The 18,625-nt window shown below is 56.5% G+C and carries 15 protein-coding genes; 2 read left to right on the top strand and 13 right to left on the bottom strand.

Annotated features, from left to right (window positions below):
• Genes P0D70_RS28870 through P0D70_RS28845 form a run of 6 tightly spaced genes read right to left on the bottom strand, consistent with a single transcriptional unit; the run spans nucleotide 1 to nucleotide 8,025 of the window.
• On the bottom strand, nucleotides 1–936 hold the full coding sequence (locus P0D70_RS28870; RefSeq protein WP_408186951.1) for a glycosyltransferase family 2 protein: 936 nt from the start codon (nucleotides 934–936) through the stop codon (nucleotides 1–3).
• Nucleotides 933–3,173 carry a polysaccharide biosynthesis tyrosine autokinase gene (locus P0D70_RS28865; protein WP_408186950.1) on the bottom strand — a complete coding sequence of 747 codons (2,241 nt, stop codon included), beginning with the start codon at nucleotides 3,171–3,173 and terminating at the stop codon, nucleotides 933–935. The genes P0D70_RS28870 and P0D70_RS28865 overlap by 4 nt, the downstream gene beginning before the upstream one ends.
• A gap of 13 nt (nucleotides 3,174–3,186) precedes the next feature.
• Nucleotides 3,187–3,630 carry a low molecular weight protein-tyrosine-phosphatase gene (locus tag P0D70_RS28860; protein ID WP_091801831.1) on the bottom strand — a complete coding sequence of 148 codons (444 nt, stop codon included), beginning with the start codon at nucleotides 3,628–3,630 and terminating at the stop codon, nucleotides 3,187–3,189.
• Complete coding sequence (locus P0D70_RS28855; RefSeq protein WP_459252448.1) at nucleotides 3,627–5,015, bottom strand: polysaccharide biosynthesis/export family protein; 1,389 nt, start codon at nucleotides 5,013–5,015, stop codon at nucleotides 3,627–3,629. The genes P0D70_RS28860 and P0D70_RS28855 overlap by 4 nt, the downstream gene beginning before the upstream one ends.
• A 56-nt stretch (nucleotides 5,016–5,071) precedes the next feature.
• Nucleotides 5,072–6,451 (bottom strand): undecaprenyl-phosphate glucose phosphotransferase, encoded by a 1,380-nt coding sequence (locus tag P0D70_RS28850; RefSeq protein WP_408186949.1) that lies wholly within the window; start codon nucleotides 6,449–6,451, stop codon nucleotides 5,072–5,074.
• Nucleotides 6,452–6,498: 47 nt separating this feature from the next.
• Nucleotides 6,499–8,025, bottom strand: coding sequence for a mannose-1-phosphate guanylyltransferase/mannose-6-phosphate isomerase (locus P0D70_RS28845; protein ID WP_408186959.1), 1,527 nt, complete (start codon nucleotides 8,023–8,025; stop codon nucleotides 6,499–6,501).
• Nucleotides 8,026–9,551: 1,526 nt separating this feature from the next.
• Here P0D70_RS28845 and P0D70_RS28840 point away from each other — a divergent pair.
• Nucleotides 9,552–9,776, top strand: coding sequence for a hypothetical protein (locus P0D70_RS28840; RefSeq protein WP_091801841.1), 225 nt, complete (start codon nucleotides 9,552–9,554; stop codon nucleotides 9,774–9,776).
• Nucleotides 9,777–9,801: 25 nt separating this feature from the next.
• Here the strand turns inward: P0D70_RS28840 and P0D70_RS28835 are convergent, their stop codons facing one another.
• Entirely contained in the window at nucleotides 9,802–10,191 is a 390-nt protein-coding gene (locus tag P0D70_RS28835) for a hypothetical protein (protein ID WP_408186948.1), read from the bottom strand.
• A 76-nt stretch (nucleotides 10,192–10,267) separates the two neighbouring features.
• Nucleotides 10,268–10,645: a hypothetical protein gene (locus P0D70_RS28830; protein WP_091801846.1), complete on the bottom strand. Its 378-nt coding sequence runs from the start codon at nucleotides 10,643–10,645 to the stop codon at nucleotides 10,268–10,270.
• Between the two features lie 584 nt (nucleotides 10,646–11,229).
• On the opposite strand from P0D70_RS28830, the gene rfbC reads away from it, so the two are divergent.
• The gene (gene rfbC, locus P0D70_RS28825; RefSeq protein ID WP_091801848.1) at nucleotides 11,230–11,778 is read left to right on the top strand and encodes a dTDP-4-dehydrorhamnose 3,5-epimerase; all 549 of its coding nucleotides are present in this window, start codon (nucleotides 11,230–11,232) and stop codon (nucleotides 11,776–11,778) included.
• Nucleotides 11,779–11,869: 91 nt separating this feature from the next.
• Here rfbC and P0D70_RS28820 read toward each other — a convergent pair whose 3' ends face one another.
• The 5 genes from P0D70_RS28820 to P0D70_RS28800 all read right to left on the bottom strand — a co-directional run bounded on the left by P0D70_RS28820 (nucleotide 11,870) and on the right by P0D70_RS28800 (nucleotide 18,608).
• Nucleotides 11,870–12,871: a GlxA family transcriptional regulator gene (locus P0D70_RS28820; protein ID WP_091801851.1), complete on the bottom strand. Its 1,002-nt coding sequence runs from the start codon at nucleotides 12,869–12,871 to the stop codon at nucleotides 11,870–11,872.
• Nucleotides 12,872–13,075: 204 nt separating this feature from the next.
• Nucleotides 13,076–13,957: a UTP--glucose-1-phosphate uridylyltransferase GalU gene (galU, locus tag P0D70_RS28815; protein WP_091801853.1), complete on the bottom strand. Its 882-nt coding sequence runs from the start codon at nucleotides 13,955–13,957 to the stop codon at nucleotides 13,076–13,078.
• Between the two features lie 623 nt (nucleotides 13,958–14,580).
• Nucleotides 14,581–15,570 carry a GlxA family transcriptional regulator gene (locus P0D70_RS28810; RefSeq protein WP_408186947.1) on the bottom strand — a complete coding sequence of 330 codons (990 nt, stop codon included), beginning with the start codon at nucleotides 15,568–15,570 and terminating at the stop codon, nucleotides 14,581–14,583.
• A gap of 1,311 nt (nucleotides 15,571–16,881) precedes the next feature.
• Entirely contained in the window at nucleotides 16,882–17,832 is a 951-nt protein-coding gene (locus P0D70_RS28805; RefSeq protein ID WP_408186946.1) for a dimethyl sulfoxide reductase anchor subunit family protein, read from the bottom strand.
• A 20-nt stretch (nucleotides 17,833–17,852) separates the two neighbouring features.
• On the bottom strand, nucleotides 17,853–18,608 hold the full coding sequence (locus tag P0D70_RS28800; RefSeq protein ID WP_408186945.1) for a 4Fe-4S dicluster domain-containing protein: 756 nt from the start codon (nucleotides 18,606–18,608) through the stop codon (nucleotides 17,853–17,855).
• Nucleotides 18,609–18,625 lie beyond the last annotated feature (17 nt).

The raw sequence follows: 18,625 nt of genomic DNA, 5'->3' as shown, positions 1-18,625 counted from the left end.
TCAGCCCGGACGCCGAAGTTGACCGGACAGGCCATGTGCTACTCCGGTCGCAATTGCCACGGCCCCTGCGTAATTTCCCTTGATTACACGGCGAGCAAGCCTGCCCGACAAGGAGACAAGCAGTGGAATGACCCAGTGATATTTGAAATGACTTCTCAGGAAAATGACCGAACCGCGAGAAAAGAAGTAGTCGAATCGAGGACTCCCCTTACCAACCGTGTTCGACTCCGCATGCATGACGATTGACTTCTCGGCAAAGGAAATCAACCAGTTCCTCTTTGCCAGCCGGAAGCTGTAATCGGCGTCTTCCCAGTAAAGAAAGTATTTCTCCGAGAGTGGCCCGATATCCAGGTACGCGTCCCGGCGAATCAGACAACTTGCCCCACACAGGTAGTCCAACTTTGTCTGGGCCGTGAAATCCTCGATGTGCATGGATCGACCGGTAATACGGCTGATTACGCCTCCGCCGGCACAGATCGTCTTCTCAACATCGTGTAGATCGACGATCCTCGATCCGACGGCGCCTATGGCATCACTTTGTTGAGCGATCTTGACCAGCTCTGAAAGCGTGTCTTTGCGAACGATTGTGTCGTTGTTCAGCAACCAGAAGTATTTGACGGCCGAATCCCGCAACGCATTCATCGCCAGGTTACATGCGGCAGCGAAGCCGTCGTTGGAATCCGAGCGTATAACCCTGACCGACGGCCCAAGCTCCAGGAACTTCTCGTAGGAGCCGTCACCCGAACAATTGTCCACAACGACGATGGAGTAGGAGCCATAGTCCAGTTGCCCGATCGATTCGATACAGCGCAATGTATCCCTGGCGTTTTTATAATTCACCAGGATCACTGCCACGTGATGGCCGTTCGTCAACGGGATCGACGGATCACATTGTCCGTCGCGACGACGCTTCCTGTTTGCCAAGCGTTCGTTCATTTCGTTAGCTGCCCATATTCGTACGCGTAATACCGCCCATACCTGCGCCCGTAGCCGAGAGCGGTTCGCGGCAGATCATTGAGCAATGCACCTTTCAGTGCAACGCCACCGTGCTGCAATCGCCGAACGGACTCAACGATCTCGTGCAGTGGGTGCTGCGCATAGCGCAAGGCCAGAAGTGTTGTCCCGGCATGTTTGCCGATAATTGCCGCATCGGTCACGGCGAGGACCGGTGGACTATCCACGATCACTACGTCGTACGAAGTGCGCAGTTTCTCCAGCAATTCCGAGAATCTCGCGTTTGTCAGCAGCTCGGAGGGATTCGGCGGTACGGTCCCGGTCGAAATGAAATCCAGACCGGGAAGAACGTCCCGCTGAATAACCTTCTCGAGACTGATCTCACCCAATATGAAGTCACTCACGCCCGGCTCCCGTGCCAAACCGAAGCAATCGTGCACGTGGCCTCGCCGCAAATCACAATCTATTAGCAGCACCTTTTTACCGGACGAGGCAAGTATCGTCGCGAGGTTGGCGACAATGAACGACTTACCCACACTGGGGCTGGGACTCGTGACCATCGCAACGTTATTCTCAGCCTCAAGCATGGCAAACTGAATTGCCGTTCTCAGGCTGCGCAGACTTTCGACTGCCGTATCGGCAGGATTCTGGTGCGCAAGGATATGAAAGCCTTTTACGCGCTGACGAACGGCATCATCCAGCGCGCGTTGTTCGTCACTGTGCGGAATCGTTGCGTAGATGGGCAGGCCAGTGGCGCGCTCAATCGCGTCACCACTCTCGACGCCACCAAAAAACGCCTTCCGCACGAATGCGGTTGTCACGCCGAAAATCGCGCCCAACACAACGCCCATTACGATCACCAACGCCTTCTTCGGCTTGATCGGTTCTTCCGAATCCTGCGCAAAATCGACCACACGCACGTTGCCGACTTTGCCTGCCTTCAGGACACGAAGCTGCTGCGCGCTATTCAGAAGACCCGTGTACAGATCGGTATCTACAGCGACGTCGCGCATGAGACGCAATGCGCCCTGCTCCAGGTTGGGCAACCCGGAGATTCTGCCGCCAAGGGACTCTGTTTGACCTTTTGCAGCCGCAATCTGCTTATCAAGCGCGACGACACTCGGATGTTCTTCGGTGAAGCGCTGCCTCAACTCGAGACGTCTTTGCTGCAGTTCGAGAAGCGCTGTATTCGAATCGACCGATTGCTGCAATATGAGCTTCGCTTCCTCGCTCAGATTGACGGTTCCCTTCTCATTTCTGAAGCGGTTGTACTTGGCTTCGGCGTCGTCAAGCTGGCTTTTCAACTGCGGGAGTTGACGATCGAGAAACTCGATGGTTTGTTGTGCTTCCGCTGATTTCAACGCGACGTTTTGCGTTACGTATTCGCTGGCCACCGCATCCAATATACTCTTCGTCTTCTTTGGATTGGGTCCGTTCAAGGTAACACTGAGGATGCCGGATTGCTTGCCCTTTTCCTCAATCTTGAGATCGTCCTGAAGGTCTTCCACCGCCTGAAGTTCGGAACTGCGCTTGATAATGAACTCGGTTTCTGGACGCGCGGTCAGCCTGGATACGAGCAGCGTGACTTCGCCGTCGTCGATCCGGCCTTTCGCGACGCGGTTCAGCTTCCCTTCGAGCACCACGTCGCCTGAGCTCTTCAATACATACGAGTCACGACCGATAGCCACCAGCGTGAACTTCTTCTTCCAATACGTTCTTGGAACGTCGAATTGATCGACTTGAATGCTCTCACCACCCCACGCAAAACGACTCAGGCCAAGAAATGCGGGCGCGATCTCTGCCGGGCCAGTCGCTGACATCCGGCTCTCGTAGCGATTGCTCACCCATCCGCCAATGATCGGAAAGTGCCGGGGCGTAGCCTCGATAAAAAGCCTCAGACTCGAAACCGCGGACCCGACCACAAGCCGCGACCGCAGAAGTTCGATCTCGGCGGTGGTTGCCGATTTGGCGTCCAATAAGGGAGCAAGATCTCCAAGCAGATTCTTTTCGGAGAGGTCGGAATCTTCGACCTGAATCAGAATATTGGCTTCGTAGATGGGGCGCGCGCCGAAAGCGTAGATGACACTGAGCGCGACGACAAACGCCATGATTCCCGCAATGAGCCACCGCCCTTCGTATATCAGCGAAAGGTAATCAGCAAACGAAACGTCTTCATTGGCACTCGTGGCGTCAAGCGACGCGGGTAGATTAGCAGCCATTTGTTACCTATATTTATACGTTCAGTTCTTCCAGCACGTAAGACCAATGCTTCAGGCCGGCTTCGATCGACGCAAACGCTTCTTCAAATTCGGCTTTGCTTTTCTGGTAAGGATCAGCCACGTCGAATTTCTGAAAGTGCCCCACTCGATAGGTTCGCCCTGTTGCGAATCTGTACGTGTCTTCGACCCTCTTCTTCTGCTCTGCGGACATCACCAGAATCATGTCCGCGGCCTTCACCATCGACCAGCCGAGTTGCCGGGCCACGTGCGTATCCAGACAGAGCCCTCGCTCCGTCACGACCGATCTGGCAAAAGGATCGGCCTTTTTCCCAATCAGCGCGTTTAAACCAGCTGAGCTGATATGAAGCCGTGGAAACAGATCGATGGCCAGCGCTTCGGCCATAGGGCTTCGGCAGATATTTCCCTCACAGACAATCAGAATGGAATGGACGCTCATTTCGTCACAATTGCTGCGGTTAGACCTGCGTTGATCGCTGGCAGGAGCAGGCTAAGGACACGGCTGAATCGGACAAGTCCGCTGCCATCCACATACACCACGTCCTTGGGTTGCAACTGGAATTCGTTCGCCAGAATCATTGAAACGGGTGATCGGGCATCCAGATGGAAGACTTCGGGATTAGTGCCCTGCGAACTGCGTATCACGTAGAGCTGAGCGGCGTCGGCAGAATTCGAGTTGATACTTCCCGCCTGAGCCAGCGCTTCACTCAGTGTCAACGCGCCGGTTCTCAGCGGATAGGCGGTAGACGGCTTATTCACTTCGCCCATGACGTAGACGCCGCTTTCGTCTCGCGAGACCACTCGCAACAGGTCCCCGTTCTGCAGCACGATTTTCGAAGGGTTCTCTCCGCGAGCGAGCATCTTCGCGAGATCCAATTGATAGGAGACACCGTCGCGCACCAGTATCAAGCGGCTCTGGTCAGCGCTATCAGCGAGCCCGCCTGCTCGAGTAATCGCCTCGTAGAGCGTCATCGGGATGTCGGTTATGGACACGACACCGGGACTTCTGACCTGACCGTCTACGTAGACCTCTTTTGCACGGTAGGACGCCACCCTGACAGTGACCTGCGGATTCTCGAAAACGCGCTTCAACGCCGCGGCAATTCGATCCTGAGCTTCGCCTACCTGAAGACCACGGACAGCGATCTTCCCTGCGTACGGAAAGCGGACAGTACCGTCTCTTTCAATAATGAAGCCAGCTGCGGGATCGGTACTGCGCTGCACGTTTGTCTGGGTCTGCTGCATGCCTTGCGCGACTGCGAGTTCAGGATGATCCCAAACCGTAATCTGCAGTACGTCACCGACTCCGAGCGTATAGCCGGACGTGTTCGAAAACAGCTTATTGCTTTCGACCGCGGTGGGTTGCCCCACTTCATCACGCATCTTCCTGATCAATGCGGTATTGATGTCGACTATCGGAACCTGGAGGTCGACCGGCGGAGTCTGTGCGTCGCCACTTGTCAGCGGCAACGTTGGAGGTGTTGTCATTCGCATTCCGGGGGCAACCGAGCACGCCGACAGAATGACGCTTGCAGCCAGTCCGGACAGCAATTGATAACCGCGACGGCAATCAGTTTCTTTACAGCGACTGACCCACTTCCAAAATAATGCCATCAGATAATCCTTCAAATTCTTTTTCATTGATTTCGAATTCGGCGGCAGCGTCAACTGCAAAAAAATTCGCACGATCTCCCTGCGAATCGTGTATGAAAATTGGTGTTGCCGTCTTTCGGGTTGCGGTCTGATTGACCAGCGGATTTCCGTGGAAACGTCACCGAAGCCTCGCCAGGACTGCCGTACACGCCGGCAGGCTTGTGTTTCCATGCCGCTGCGAAGACCACGCACTGAAGTAGATAAAATTCGTTCGAATGGCTGACGTGTTAATAGGCGTTACTGCTCGCCAGCCCCTTTACCATCGTCGCAATCACGATCCGCATGTCCAAACCAAACGACCAGTTCTGCAGGTAGTAGAGATCATGCTCGACTCGTTTCTGCATTTTCTCGAGTCGGTCGGTCTCCCCCCTGAACCCATTTACCTGCGCCCAACCAGTGATACCAGGTTTAATCCGATAGCGATGGATATAGCCGTCAACAACCTCTTTATACATCTCGTCATGTTCGATCGCATGCGGCCTTGGCCCGACCACTGACATTTCGCCGCGCAGCACGTTGAAGAATTGCGGCAGCTCATCGAGACTAGTCCGGCGCAGAAGCGCACCTACTCGCGTGATGCGCGGATCGCCCTTGGTGGCCTGAGTGACGACGCCCGCTTTCTCAGCATGAGCACGCATGGACCGGAACTTATAGATGCGAAACACCTGTCCATCAGCCCCCTTCCGGTATTGCGTAAAGAAGACCGGGCCGCGCGACGAGCACTTCACCGCGATCGCGATGATCAGCAACAAGGGTGTCAGCGCGAGTAGCGCCAGCGCTGCGAACAACCGGTCGAAGATCTCTTTCTGTACCATTGCCCGAGCGGGCAGCGGCGACGCAACCAGGCTGATCGCCGGCGAGCCGATCAGATCCACTACGCCGGCGTCGAACAACGCCATGCTGCGCACATCCGGAATGAAACGGATGTTCACCAGATCACCACGAAATTCGTTGACGAAACGGAGCATGGTCTGGGCTTCCGACAACGGCAAAGCCAGCCAGATCTCCTTAATCGCGTTTTTTCTAACGTGTTCGGAGAACTCGTCGAAGTTCTTGAATACCGGAATGCTCTTGGGTGCGAAGACTTCGCTTGCGCCGACCTCGAATAGAGCCGACATGCGAAATCCGCTTGCCGGAATCGCCTGCACCTTACTCACAACATCCTTGCAATGAGACCCGCCGCCTACCACAGCGACGTTGCGCAAGTTCATACCAGCGTGGCGCATGCTACGCAGCACCGAATGCAGCACCAACCGCGACCCAATCAAGCCAGCCGCGCTCGTCGCGGTCCAATAGATGAACCAGAGCCGCGAGATCATATCCGTGCGATGAACGGAGAACATCAGAACGAGCCCACCCGCCTGGACCAGCAGCCAGGCCAACGAGACCTGCCCGGTCAGCCGCCACAATGAGCGACCGCGCCACGATTCATAAAGTCCGAATGCCGGGAACGACACCAGAGCAAGCGCGACCGAGAACGTAATGAATGCGCCATCCACCCGAGTCTGAACGAGATCTTCAAAGCGAATGTGCGACGCCAGAAGTGCGCCCGCCACGATCAGAATCACGTCGACAAGCCGCGCCAATAACCCCTGTAATCCGAGCATGTTGTGATCTCCCCGCCAGAAGGTGGACAGCGTGCGTAACCGAAGCGTCACGCCCGCCCGTATGTATCATCAAAACGAACAATGTCGTCTTCACCGAGATACGGCCCGGACTGAACTTCGATCAATTCGAGCGGCAGCTTCCCCGGGTTCTCGAGTCGATGCGTCACGCCCAATGGAATGAAAGTCGACTGGTTCTCGCTCAACAGAAATTCTTCGTCCCCACGCGTGACCAAAGCAGTGCCACTCACCACGATCCAATGCTCGGCGCGGTGGTGATGCAGTTGCAGCGACAAGCGACCGCCGGGATTGACCAGGATCCGCTTGACCTGGAAGCGCTCGCCATGATCGACCGAATCGTAATAACCCCACGGGCGTCGAACCTTGCGATGAACCTCGGCTTCAGGGGCCTGCAATGCCCGCATCCGGCTGACCACGCTCTTCACTTCCTGAACACGGGAACGGTCGACCACCAGCACGGCGTCGTCCGTTTCAACCACCACCACGTTGCTCACGCCAACGCATGCGATCAGACGCTTCTCCGAACGAGCGAAGCTGGACGTGGCCCCCTCGAAAACGACCCGACCATGGGAAGCATTTCCGTCACCGTCTTTCTCTAGTGCATCCCAGACCGCATCCCACGAACCGAGATCGGACCAGCCCGCGCTGAGCGGCACTACGACACCTTCCGCCATGCCTTGTTGCGCCCCGAGGTGTTCCATCACCGCGTAGTCGATCGAGTCGGCCGGGCACGACTTGAATGCTTCAGCGCCCGGCCTGAAGAACGAAGCGTCGCTGGAACCCTGCGCCTGCGCTTGAAGACACGCGTCATACATTGCCGGTTGGAGCCGCTTGAGCGTCGCAAGCCATACACTCGCGCGCAAAACAAAGATGCCGCTGTTCCACCAGTACTGACCCGACGCCACGTATTGGGCAGCGATCTCCGCTGCGGGTTTTTCGACGAAACGCTCAATGCGATGCGCCTCGCCACTAATCTCGTCGCCAAGCTTGATATAGCCGAAGCCCGTCTCGGCACGCGTGGGCGGCACGCCCAGTGCCACGATCGCACCCCGCTCGGCGTGCTCTGCGGCTTGAGCGACTGCCACCTGGAAAGCAGCGACGTCGACGATCGCGTGGTCCGCCGGCATGACCAGCACAATCGCATCATCCCCATCCGCGCACGCAGTCGTGGTCGCCAACGTCAGTGCAGGTGCAGTATCGCGACGAGCCGGTTCCACCACGATGCGCGCCTCGACACCCCGTTCACGCAACTGTTCCGCCGTCACGAAACGGTGCTCCTCTCCACAGATAACAATCGGAGCACCCACCAATCGCCCGTGCGCGCCGAAACCTTTCATCCGCTGCACGGTAGCTTGCAGCAGCGATTCCGAACCGAGTACGTCAATCAACTGCTTCGGATACTGCTCACGCGACATGGGCCACAACCTTGAACCAGCGCCGCCCGCGAGCACCACCGGAACAAGCCGGACGGACGCCGCGGAGAACTCCTGTTCCGTCGGAACCGACCTGCTGTCACCAGCGTGCACAACAGCTTCATCCGTTGAGGTGTTCAGCATATGCAGTCCTATTCGTAGTTCCGGCTTGAACAGATTCACAGAGCATTTTTTTCTTTGCATCAGTCACTTCTTGTCACTCAACCGCTGATTCCAGTCAACACTCAAGCACTCGGTTACACGAGCATTTAGACAGCAGATCAAACAATGCGATGCCATACCCTTCGTGTACTGGTCATCGTGATCCAGCAACGGGGGTAGTTCGTGGTTCCAAAAAAAGGGACTTGCCCATCGTCACGACAGCGTCGGCGGTGGGCTTACCGATGTGGTGTTCGTGGCGTCTCCAGCCACTTCCGGCTTCCGCCCGCCTATCGCGCGAGCGAGTTCAACTTGAAGGCCGAACCTGCTTTTGCATCCGTTAGCGATCGTCCGGCTAACGACCTGCCCCAATCCAATCGGTCAATGCTCATTTCTCTTTCACTGATAACGCTGTTAGTGGTCGTGTTATCAGCAAAAAAATCGAGATTTCCCTTTCGTATTTCGGGTGTCGCCCCAACCGCTCACTTTCTACAAGTACCCCGACCTCAGTTGCAGTGCATCATACATAGGCCATCTTCTGACTTTGAGCGACTGACGGAAAACGCCAACATGTTGGCGTTTTAGCCCATTCGCTTGCCATGCCCTGAATCAGGCACTATCCCGATCTCACGAATGCATCCATGTATTGGCAAGAGGAAGCTGCAATCCCGGAAGCAATCGCTTTTTCCGCACTTCAAAATTTCCTCTCGCGCCATCTTATGGATCGCAAGATTCCTCGGTGACCGGTGCGTTTTAGCGAGTTATCCATGCAGGTCATGGCCCACATTCTGGCCGTCCGGCGCCAATTCTATTGGCGACTGCAGACAAGAGAAGGCCGCAGAAAGTCCTCTCAGCGACGGCCTTTAAGGGAACGATAGAGCCGCGGTCAGAGAGCCAGTTCCAATCAACACGCCGAGAATTGCCCATAGCCGCAAGCGGATCATGAGCCTCGCCCGCGATGCTTCCCAGTTCCCACGCGCCCGATGCGGCTGAAACTCAAGAAATATCAATGTCTGGAAGTGCCGGCGCCCAACCTTCAACGCGGAAAACACGCTGAAAAGCAGGTAGGCGATCGCCCCACCGAAGCAGAGATTTGCGAGAATCGAAAGGACAATTACCATATATTTCACCAACTTAGAACCAGCGATTGAGGTTCTTGAAGACTACCGGCCGGCGCGTCCCGTTTCATGACAAACATTTGGCCGTATCCGTCTTATTCATTCATAGTCCAGATATGCTTCGCGCTCACTGCGCATAACACGATCATCCTTCGTCGCACGAACGCCGAGCCGACATCCGTTTCCTAAACGCATCCGTCAAAGATGTGGCTCAATCCGCCAAAGGGAACATAGCTCTCCGCAGTGGTGTGTACAGTACGGTAGCCAGCAGGCCCGTATGAGAGGACGCCTTGTCCTGCCCCACCGTGGCACAAGGATTTGGCTACACGCTCATGACCGCGTCACATCTCAACAGCGGCCAGCTCGCCGCCTTTTCACCGCATAGAGATTCACATGTTAGAACCGACTATCGACTCCCTGCACGGCCAGATCCTCGCTCTGCTCAGCTTCCAGAGCTCGCTTCTCGATGTTTTACCCGCCGAGCAACGCGCGATTCTCACCGGCGCTTTCATTTCGTCTCTGGAAGCAAATCGGAAAAACATGACCGCGCTTGCCAATAGCGACGCGACGGTCAATGCATTTGATAGAACCGCAGCAGCGCTTCTCGCGTTGATCTAGCGCATTCCTTGCAATAGCCGATTCCCTAATCCGCGTCGCACCAAAACTGGTGTTCGGTGCATTTGTATGCTGACGTGACCTGCAGCCTGCAGGCTTGGTGAACGGCGACTACCACGGGAGACCGATAGTCGAGATGCCCTGAACCGACGAATGCCTCCGCAAGGGCCTTGGCGTCGAACAACTGCTTCGATTCACGCAACATTTTCGCTGCGAGTGCTTCCGAACGGCCGGCCAACGATACGCGCGCCAGCAGATCAAGCGGGCCATTCACATACATCCACAAATGTGTGAATTCGGCTGCGTGCTCGGCGATCAGCCATTTTCCGGTTAGATGATGCCTCAACAATTGAGACAAGACGAGATAGGTTAGAAGTTCAGTACAAGAACGAGTGTCGGCGTAATTTGACCAGGACATGTCGAGTCAGTGGAATTAGCTAGGTCACACATGCGGCGTGCACCGAGCTACTCTGTTGCGAGGGTTCGCATTACCTTCAACCGCCCTGCCTGTGAAAGACGATCTCTCCGGGCAGATTCGCCACACACGCGACGAAGATTTCGATCACCACCTGGGAGCGCCAGTCCAGCCTCACGCCGCAAAAAAACATGCGCGCCAGACTGCGTGCGTCGAACCGCTCCGGCGAGGTTCGCTCGAGTTGCTCGGCCAGCCGTTGCGTACGGCATGCCAGCGTCACACGCTGCAGCCAATCGGCGCGACGGCCATTCAGGCGCAGCCACAGTCGAGTGGATTCGATCAGTTGGCCAGGCTTCAACCACTGGCCGGTTTTCTGGCGTGCGACCAGTTGTAACGCAACCAGATAGGCGAGCAGTTCCGTACGCGCCTGAAGATCTAATTCGAGCAGACGGTTCATTATTGGTGACTTAAGTGGACGCGCCCAGTTGGTCGCGTGCTTTTGGAAATAAGCATGGCGCCCCGGGTATGCAGTGGATGAAGCCGACCCACTCCACCGCCTACGGGTAAATGCCTAACGCCAGCCGGATTTGTTATCACGCGACGCATAGTCCTATGGACAATCTGATCGGGTCCGCCAAAACATTGAGGGATTCCGCCGAGCTTCGAAATTCGCGGGTGAGGAGTCGCGACTTCGCCGATCACACAACCTGGCATCGCACGATGCCGATCGGCTCCCCTTGCCGAAATACGCAAATGGCGTATCACACCAAACTTTTGGCGATCAAGGATAAACGGCCACTTGTAAGATTAACGGCTTAACAGATAGGTACTCCCGCGATGTGGTTTCCGGGGCTCATCAGAACTGGCCTCCAATCCGTTTTGCAGGCAATCGATATGGATAACGACGCACCGAAGGCGCCAGCCAGTGGCTGCCCGCTGCCGAGATCGACCGTACACACGCGGCGCTATCGCACAGAACGAACAGCACCTCCCGCAGAACGCCATGCAGGGTGTCCGCAATTCTTCATCCTATTCGTCACAATGGCAATCCAGGTCAAGCACACGGCAATTCGCGACGTCAAACTGATCGAGCCACGCATTGTTCACGACGCAAACGGCATTTCGTTCGACAGCTTCGATCAGGAGGAATTCGAGGAACACGTAGCGCGTGGCTATCGTTTTGTGCAGGAACGTCATACCGTTTACCCCCACAACGTATTGTGTGGTCTGCACTATCAGATTCAACGGCCACAGGGAAAGCTGGTGCGCGTCGTCAATGGAGAAGTCGTGAACGTCGCGGTCGATCTGCGCCGTTGGTCGCCCAGCTTCGGCCGTCATATCAGCGCGCGACTTTCGGCTGCCAACTGTCATCAGCTATGGATTCCGCCTGGCTTCGCGCACGGTTTTCTGGTGCTGTCGGACGTGGCGGAGGTTCTCGGCAAGACTACCGAACGCGGTTTAGCGGAGCACGAACGCACGCTGCAGTGGGACGACCCGGATATCGCTATTGAGTGGGATCTGAAAACCGCGCCGATCACGTCGGAGCGCGATTCCGTGGGTACTCGCTTCAGCATGGCTGAAGTGTACTGACAAGAGCCGTCATTCTCGCCTTGAACGCCCTTCCCGTTGAGCGATTACTGGTTCTCCCACTGCCGGTCTCACGAACCTGGGCGTGGCCTCCTCAAGCCGGGTTGAAAGCGCGCTTGCTCGCGCGGTACTCGGTCGGCGTCACGCCAAGATACCGGCGAAATACTTTCGAGAGCTGGCCGCCGCTGCCCATACCGCAACGTCGCGCGATCTTGTCGACAGGCAGATCCGTTTCCGACAGAAGGTGGCGACACCTATCGATACGAACGTAGAGAAGATAGTCTGACGGCGTCACGCCCATTTCCATCTTGAAGCGACGCAGGAAATTGCGCTCGCTCATCGCGACGAACTGCGCCGCTTCTTCAATCGTGATCGCCCTGCCGCAATTCATCTCCAGCCACTGCACCGAAGACTGAATTTTTTCGCTCACCACGCCGAGCACGTTTTTGTTTGGCGCGGCAGTAAACTGCGCCTCAAAGCGCAATCTGACCACTCCTGTGATCTCGCGCGCGACTTCTGCTCCAAGGTCTTCTTCAATTATCGTAAGTGCTCCACGCAGCGGAGTATTGGATCGGTGTGGAATCGACACTTTCAATCCGCGCTGGTCAATCGTATGAGCGTCTTCGCCAAGGCCGAATTTGCGGGACTTGCTCGGGAATTCGGCGGCATCCAGAAGCAACTGTCCTTCGGCAATTGGAAAAATCCTTTCGCTTCGCAAGTCGAGCCAGCGCAGCCATGCAATGAGACGCTCCTCGCTTAACATGTTTTGAACGCCGGCGCCGCCGGCAATGAAGAGTGCGTGAAAATCGTCAGCGCGACCGCGTGATTCGATACTGTCGGTCCAGACGAACACCGACGATGAACTCGCTATTCTTCCACCGCCTACCGAGAGCAAATGAACATCGTAGAGCGGGCCACCAATGCGCATGGAGGTACAGAATGCATTAGCCGACTGAAAGATTTCCGCTACCGTGGCGGCCTCCGGCAGCGCGAATCCATTGAAAAGAGTTATCCCGATGCGTTTCACCGAGCGAACGCCATGTAACACCTGAGGCTGAGCCGCATGGCGACTAGCACGGGAAAAGAAACCTGCCATCCAGCCATCCCCTGAAGATAATTGGCCGCCCACGGCTACGTATGGGCCGTTTGGGAAATCGTACACAGGCGCTCTGCATAAAACTGATGGCTGGCTGTCCGGATGACCGTGCTTCTGCTGATCCAATTGGCGGGTCGGATTCGGTCGCCCACGTGCGGATTCTTACCGTGCAAGCGAGCACCGAGTCCGGACACGCTGACGATTTCACAACGGCGACAGAGACAGATACTCATCGAGGTACTCACGAAACTCGGCACCGACCTCAGGATGGCGCATCGCGAATTCCACTGTGGCCTTCAGATAGCCGATTTTGCTGCCGCAGTCAAAGCGTGTGCCGCGATACTTGTATGCCAGCACCTGCTCATCGGCGAGCAGCGACTCGATTGCATCTGTCAACTGGAGTTCGCCACCGGCTCCCGGCTTGATTGCGCGCAGATGTTTGAAAATGCGCGGCTTCAATACATATCGGCCCACAACCCCGAGGTTTGAAGGAGCCACGCTCGGCTCAGGCTTTTCAACAATGCCCGACATCTTGATGATCGACTTTTCCCATTCCTTGCCGTCGACGATTCCGTAGGACTTGGTATCCTGCGCCGGGATTTCCTCAACGCCAATCACCGAGCTATGGTAGTGATCGAACACCTCGATCATTTGCGTCAACACTGGGGGACTGCCGTATAGCAGGTCGTCCGCGAGAATCACCGCGAACGGGCTATCGCCAACCAGCTTCTCCGCGCACAGCACCGCGTGCCCGAGGCCGAGAGCCTCCGGTTGGCGTACGTAAAAACAATCGACATGGCTGGGCTTGATGCTGCGTACCAACTGCAGCAGCTTGTCCTTGCCGCGCGCTTCCAGTTCCGCCTCCACCTCATACGACTTGTCGAAATGGTCTTCGATCGCGCGCTTGCTGCGACCCGTCACGAAAATCATTTCAGTGATGCCGGCGGCCATGGCCTCCTCGACGGCATATTGAATGAGAGGTTTATCGACAATCGGCAGCATCTCCTTTGGGCTCGCCTTCGTGGCAGGGAGAAATCGTGTGCCAAGACCCGCTACCGGAAATACTGCCTTCGTAACTTTTAGCATGAGGGACTCCGAGTGTCATTAATATGGCCAAATCGCACGTGCTTGATCCCGACCCCACGGATAGGCACGCAAGGCGAGGCGCGTTCAACGGAATACGCCGAGGCAAAATGCGCTAAGGTCAACGCGTGAAGCCGGGACCGGTGGTTCGGCGGATGTTGCCGCTCACGCGGGTCGAAACAAAGAAGCGGGAGCATAAGGCTGAAATGGGTCACGTAGCCGCGCATGGCGCAAGCGATTCGAATTTTGGCCGAACCGGCCCTGCTCAATGTATTTTCTCTCGATCAGTTCGCCATCGCGCCGGTCTTTCGTTTGGCTCTCGACCGTTAATACAGCTTGAATTCAGGGATTTTCTCCAGCAATTAGTAAGCCCTCGCACATCGCTTTAACATAAGCCAATTTGCCGAGCCTCGCTGTGCGCGGGCAATGAATATCGCCGAACTATCACGGCACAAATTATTCACAACGAACACTGATCTTTTTGTCAGCAATCTGATTCGCGTCACTTTAACCAGAAAAGTCGAGGCATAACGAAAACCACGGGAATTTCCAAAAACAAACAATTTGAATTACTTCCACCATGGTCAATCAATGAAGGCGGCGTGAAGATGAGCGCGATTCCGCGATCAAACCCGCGTGCGCATACGATACTCCGTGGGCGTTGTCGTTAGATGCTTGCGAAAGAGTTTCGCTAGCCGGCCGCCGCATCCAATGCCGCAATGGCGCGCCACCTTGTCGACTGGCAAATCAGTTTCGACAAGCAGGCGACAACTCATATCAAGCCGCACGTACAGCAAGTAATCGGACGGTGTCACACCCATTTCAATCTTGAAGCGCCTGAGAAAATTACGCTCGCTCATGCCCGCGATCTGCGCTGCCTCGTCGATCGAAATATGGCGTTGCCCGTTCGTTTCCAGCCATTTTGCCGATGCCTTGATCTTTTCGCTCACGCCAACCGAAGCACTCTTGCGCACAATCGCCGTAAACCTGGTATCCGCGGATGGCGCAACCCAGTCAGCTATCTGACGCGCAATCTCGGCGCCGAAATCTTCCTCGATCACCGCAATAGCTGTTCGAAACGGGCTGACGGAAGCGCTCGAAGAGCCTTTACCAGCGCCAGTCTGCGCGATTTCGCCCTCGCGTTCGCCGTCACGCCTGACACCGGCTGCGTGTCCGAAACCAGCGGCGTCGAGCAACGCTCGTCCTTCACCGATCGGGAATACCAGTTCCCCGCGCCCATGCGTCCGCCGAAGCCACGCAACCAGCTGTTCATCGCGCAGCGCATCGATCACGCCTTCGCCACCAGCAATAAACAAGGCGTGAAAGCGCTCTGACTCGCGCTGAGCTCCTATGCTTTCGGTCCAAACGAACACCGATGAAGAACTCGCGACCCTGCCTCCCGTTGCCGACAACAAACTCACGTCGTAACGCGTCTTGCCATACTGTTCCCCTTCGGTGAGCGCATTTGCCGACTGGAATACCTCCGCGATCGCTGCTGCCTCGGGAAGGGCGAAGCCGCCAAACAAAACGATACCGATACGTTTCGCGGTGCCGCTCTCTGGCAAAACGTGACGTACCATTGGGCTGTTGCGGTCAGCGACTGAAAAACACCCCATCAGATTTTCCCCGGAAATTGTTGTCCGCTCCGATTTGCTTTGAGTCTGACTAATTATGCGGATTGATCCTACATAAGGATGGTCTGCGACGTATTTTTCTGGCTGAATCGACCAAGATGTTGGCGGATATGATCAATCCTTTAGACAACATATAAGGCGATCACGCCAAAGCAATGAATTTAATAGTCTTATGAAAATAATCAGAAAAACGCAAAAAATAAATCAGGTTATTGAGAACACCAATATTTATATTTGACGCTTTCAATTTCATAAAGCATTGGATGAACACTTGAAGTTCGCGTGCGTGGCGGCCGCTCGCAACCAGCGTGGCATGCGCACCCCACGATCCTGTCGTGCCAATCGTCGCTAATCGCGCATAGTGGCTCGCCAATGCGGATCACGCTGAATTGGCAGGACTCCCTATAACAAAACTACCGAGCCACGGATGCAGTTTCCCTGCCAGCCACTCGACGAAATGATCACGCTCCTTACCATGGGAACACTCGCATGAACGAGACGGGTAGGCGCTTGCAGCGAACGGTAACGAAGAATGGTCGACAAGCATATGTGTCGACATAAATGCGTCACCGGGAACGGCGAGTCGTCCACGGCTCTGTGAGCCGGTATCACACTCGAACGTCGAGGTCGTTCCTGCCCGGAAGACACTTTCTCATGTCCCCCTCAGTCAACATTTTGACTCAATCCGCCATGCACATCCGCTGCCCGCATCGACCGACTAGACTGTGCTTTGGTCTTTCGAGGGGGCGCTTTTCCAAGGCAACCCCGCCCCTCGATTTCGCCTGCCGCGCTTCGGGCGGCAGGCTTTTTTTCTTGGACCCTTCTTTTGAGTTCGCTCGATTGGGTCGACGATGCATCAGCCAGCACTGCGTGCGCGTGCATCCAAGTGCTCAATTCGTGCCTCCTATATGGAAGTCACGAGCATCGGACTCGATACACGTAAACGGAACAGGTATGGACGAGAAGGTAACGTATGTGTACGAATACACGGGCGGCTGTGGTACTTACCGTACCACTGGGTCGCAGATGGCACATCTGCTTCCTCTTGTGGGAGACAACGTAACCATGGTGGTCGACGAACCAGGGTTCGATGGTGTTCTAAAGGTGAAGTCGCGGCTCTTTGAGTACGACAGGATGGGCTCATTGACTATCATTTTCAGTCTCTCCCATACAATCGCTTAAGATTCCCAATTACTCAGTCATCTTTGGAACAGAGCACATTAGCACCTGGAAAGATGAAGGTTGGTCTTATTAGATTTTTTGTAAGCGCACAAGAGCGCGCCGACTCGCACCTCAACCAACCCTCGCGTAATACAGATTCTGCGGATGCTTCGCCTCGGCAAAGAAAAACCAGCGTTCCGCGACCAGCCCCGCGTATTGCACGAAACACGCGGCGGCCAGCAAGCCGAGCGAAGCGCCGATCGAATGCAGGGCCGCGCCGAGCGCCATCAACACGACCGGCGCGACGAACGCCGTCGCCAGAAAACCCCATTTGACACCGCGCAGGGTGCGCGCCGATTTGCCGTGAAAGAACTCGCGCAGATTGAACGCACCGGCGGTAAAGCCACGCGACACCTGCACCAGCTTCGGATTGTGAATACCGGTGGCGCTCTGTACCGTCGACTTCGGCCGCAAGCGCGCATTGCGCATGAGCGATGCCGAGCGGCTCGCGCAACCGGCGAGCGTCAACCCGCACGCGCACACGGCGAGCCCCGCGGTCAGCGCGGGCGCGAGCCACGCGCTCAACGCTGTCGCCAGCGTGAAGCCCGAAGCGCAACCGAGCAGCGCGAAGTTGACCAGCGTGAGCGGCGTGGCCCATTCCTGCAGAAAGCGCAAACACGCGTAGATCATCGCCGTGCAGACGAACAGCACCGCGCTCGCCAGCACACCGAGCCAGCCTATCGCCAGCGCCCAGGGCGATGCGAACCCATGTGCGACGCCGTAGAAAAACGCGCAAGCGAGAAACGCCGGTAGGCACAGACATTCGCGCGACAGCCACGAGGTTCGCCACATGGCGATCGCGCGCCATGCACGTTCCGGATGGCCAAGATGGAAGAACGATGCGAGCAGGCCGAGTGCGCCCAATATCACCGACACGGCCGCGCCGGTGATATAGAACGGATCGGTGGGCGACGCGAGCAGGCCGAGATGCGCGGCCGTTTCCACGCCGACGAGCGCAATCAGCAAGCCCTGCGCCGCGCCGCTCAAGGTGGTGAGGAAAACCACGGAGAATGCGGGGTTCATCGTGAGGTCCTATCGGTGTTTCAGATGCGCGTCGCCATCGACGCAAGATGCAACTCACCGCGCTCGATTTGCGCGTCGAGCGATTCCGGCGATTGGACCGGCTCCGACATCGAGCCGGACGATTTGCACGAGCACGAATCGCTGCCACAACCCGCGGCCTGCGTCGGCACGCGCGGCAAATAATGGTTTGCCGGCCGCGTGTTCCACTCAGGCATCAACTGATAGCCGCCGCGCTCCTCGATGGCTTTCGACACCACCGAGTCCGGGTCGTGAATATCGCCGAACAGCCGCGCGGAGGTCGGGCATGCGAGCACGCACGCCGGCTGGCGGTCACGTTCGGACAGATTCTCATCGTGGATCCGATCGACGCACAGCGTGCACTTCGTCATCTCCTTGCGGCTTTCGTCGAGTTCGCGCGCGCCGTACGGGCACGCCCACGCGCAATATTTGCAGCCGATACAGCGGTCGAAATCCACCAGCACGAGCCCGTCTTCCTTGCGCTTATAGCTCGCGCCGGTCGGACAGACCGGCACGCACGGTGGGTCCTCGCAGTGCAGACAGGACTTCGGAAAGTGGATCGTCTCGGCGTTGGGAAAGCTGCCGGCTTCGAAGCTCTGCACCCGGTTGAAGAAGGTGCCGGAGGGATCCGCGTCGTACGGATTGAGGTCGGCGAGGCTGCCCGACTCACCCGAGGTATTCCACTCCTTGCAACTCGTCACGCAAGCATGGCACCCCACGCACACGTTCAGGTCGATCACCAATGCCATCTGTGTCATCAAAGGCTCCTTGCGGC

It is taken from the genome of Paraburkholderia sp. RL17-381-BIF-C, assembly GCF_046026435.1.
Taxonomy (GTDB): Bacteria; Pseudomonadota; Gammaproteobacteria; order Burkholderiales; family Burkholderiaceae; genus Paraburkholderia.
The sequence above is the reverse complement of the archived record's forward strand: the minus strand, read 5'-3'. Positions and strand labels throughout refer to the sequence as shown.

Coding starts and splice junctions, on each gene's coding strand:
- P0D70_RS28805 (WP_408186946.1), bottom strand. CDS start 17,832: ATGAACCCCGCATTCTCCGTGGTTTTCCTCACCACCTTGAGCGGCGCG.
- P0D70_RS28845 (WP_408186959.1), bottom strand. CDS start 8,025: ATGCTGAACACCTCAACGGATGAAGCTGTTGTGCACGCTGGTGACAGC.
- P0D70_RS28870 (WP_408186951.1), bottom strand. CDS start 936: ATGAACGAACGCTTGGCAAACAGGAAGCGTCGTCGCGACGGACAATGT.
- P0D70_RS28855 (WP_459252448.1), bottom strand. CDS start 5,015: ATGGAAACACAAGCCTGCCGGCGTGTACGGCAGTCCTGGCGAGGCTTC.
- P0D70_RS28800 (WP_408186945.1), bottom strand. CDS start 18,608: ATGACACAGATGGCATTGGTGATCGACCTGAACGTGTGCGTGGGGTGC.
- P0D70_RS28865 (WP_408186950.1), bottom strand. CDS start 3,173: ATGGCTGCTAATCTACCCGCGTCGCTTGACGCCACGAGTGCCAATGAA.
- P0D70_RS28835 (WP_408186948.1), bottom strand. CDS start 10,191: ATGTCCTGGTCAAATTACGCCGACACTCGTTCTTGTACTGAACTTCTA.
- P0D70_RS28820 (WP_091801851.1), bottom strand. CDS start 12,871: ATGGCAGGTTTCTTTTCCCGTGCTAGTCGCCATGCGGCTCAGCCTCAG.
- P0D70_RS28830 (WP_091801846.1), bottom strand. CDS start 10,645: ATGAACCGTCTGCTCGAATTAGATCTTCAGGCGCGTACGGAACTGCTC.
- P0D70_RS28810 (WP_408186947.1), bottom strand. CDS start 15,570: ATGGGGTGTTTTTCAGTCGCTGACCGCAACAGCCCAATGGTACGTCAC.
- P0D70_RS28840 (WP_091801841.1), top strand. CDS start 9,552: ATGTTAGAACCGACTATCGACTCCCTGCACGGCCAGATCCTCGCTCTG.
- P0D70_RS28860 (WP_091801831.1), bottom strand. CDS start 3,630: ATGAGCGTCCATTCCATTCTGATTGTCTGTGAGGGAAATATCTGCCGA.
- P0D70_RS28850 (WP_408186949.1), bottom strand. CDS start 6,451: ATGCTCGGATTACAGGGGTTATTGGCGCGGCTTGTCGACGTGATTCTG.
- galU (WP_091801853.1), bottom strand. CDS start 13,957: ATGCTAAAAGTTACGAAGGCAGTATTTCCGGTAGCGGGTCTTGGCACA.
- rfbC (WP_091801848.1), top strand. CDS start 11,230: ATGGCAATCCAGGTCAAGCACACGGCAATTCGCGACGTCAAACTGATC.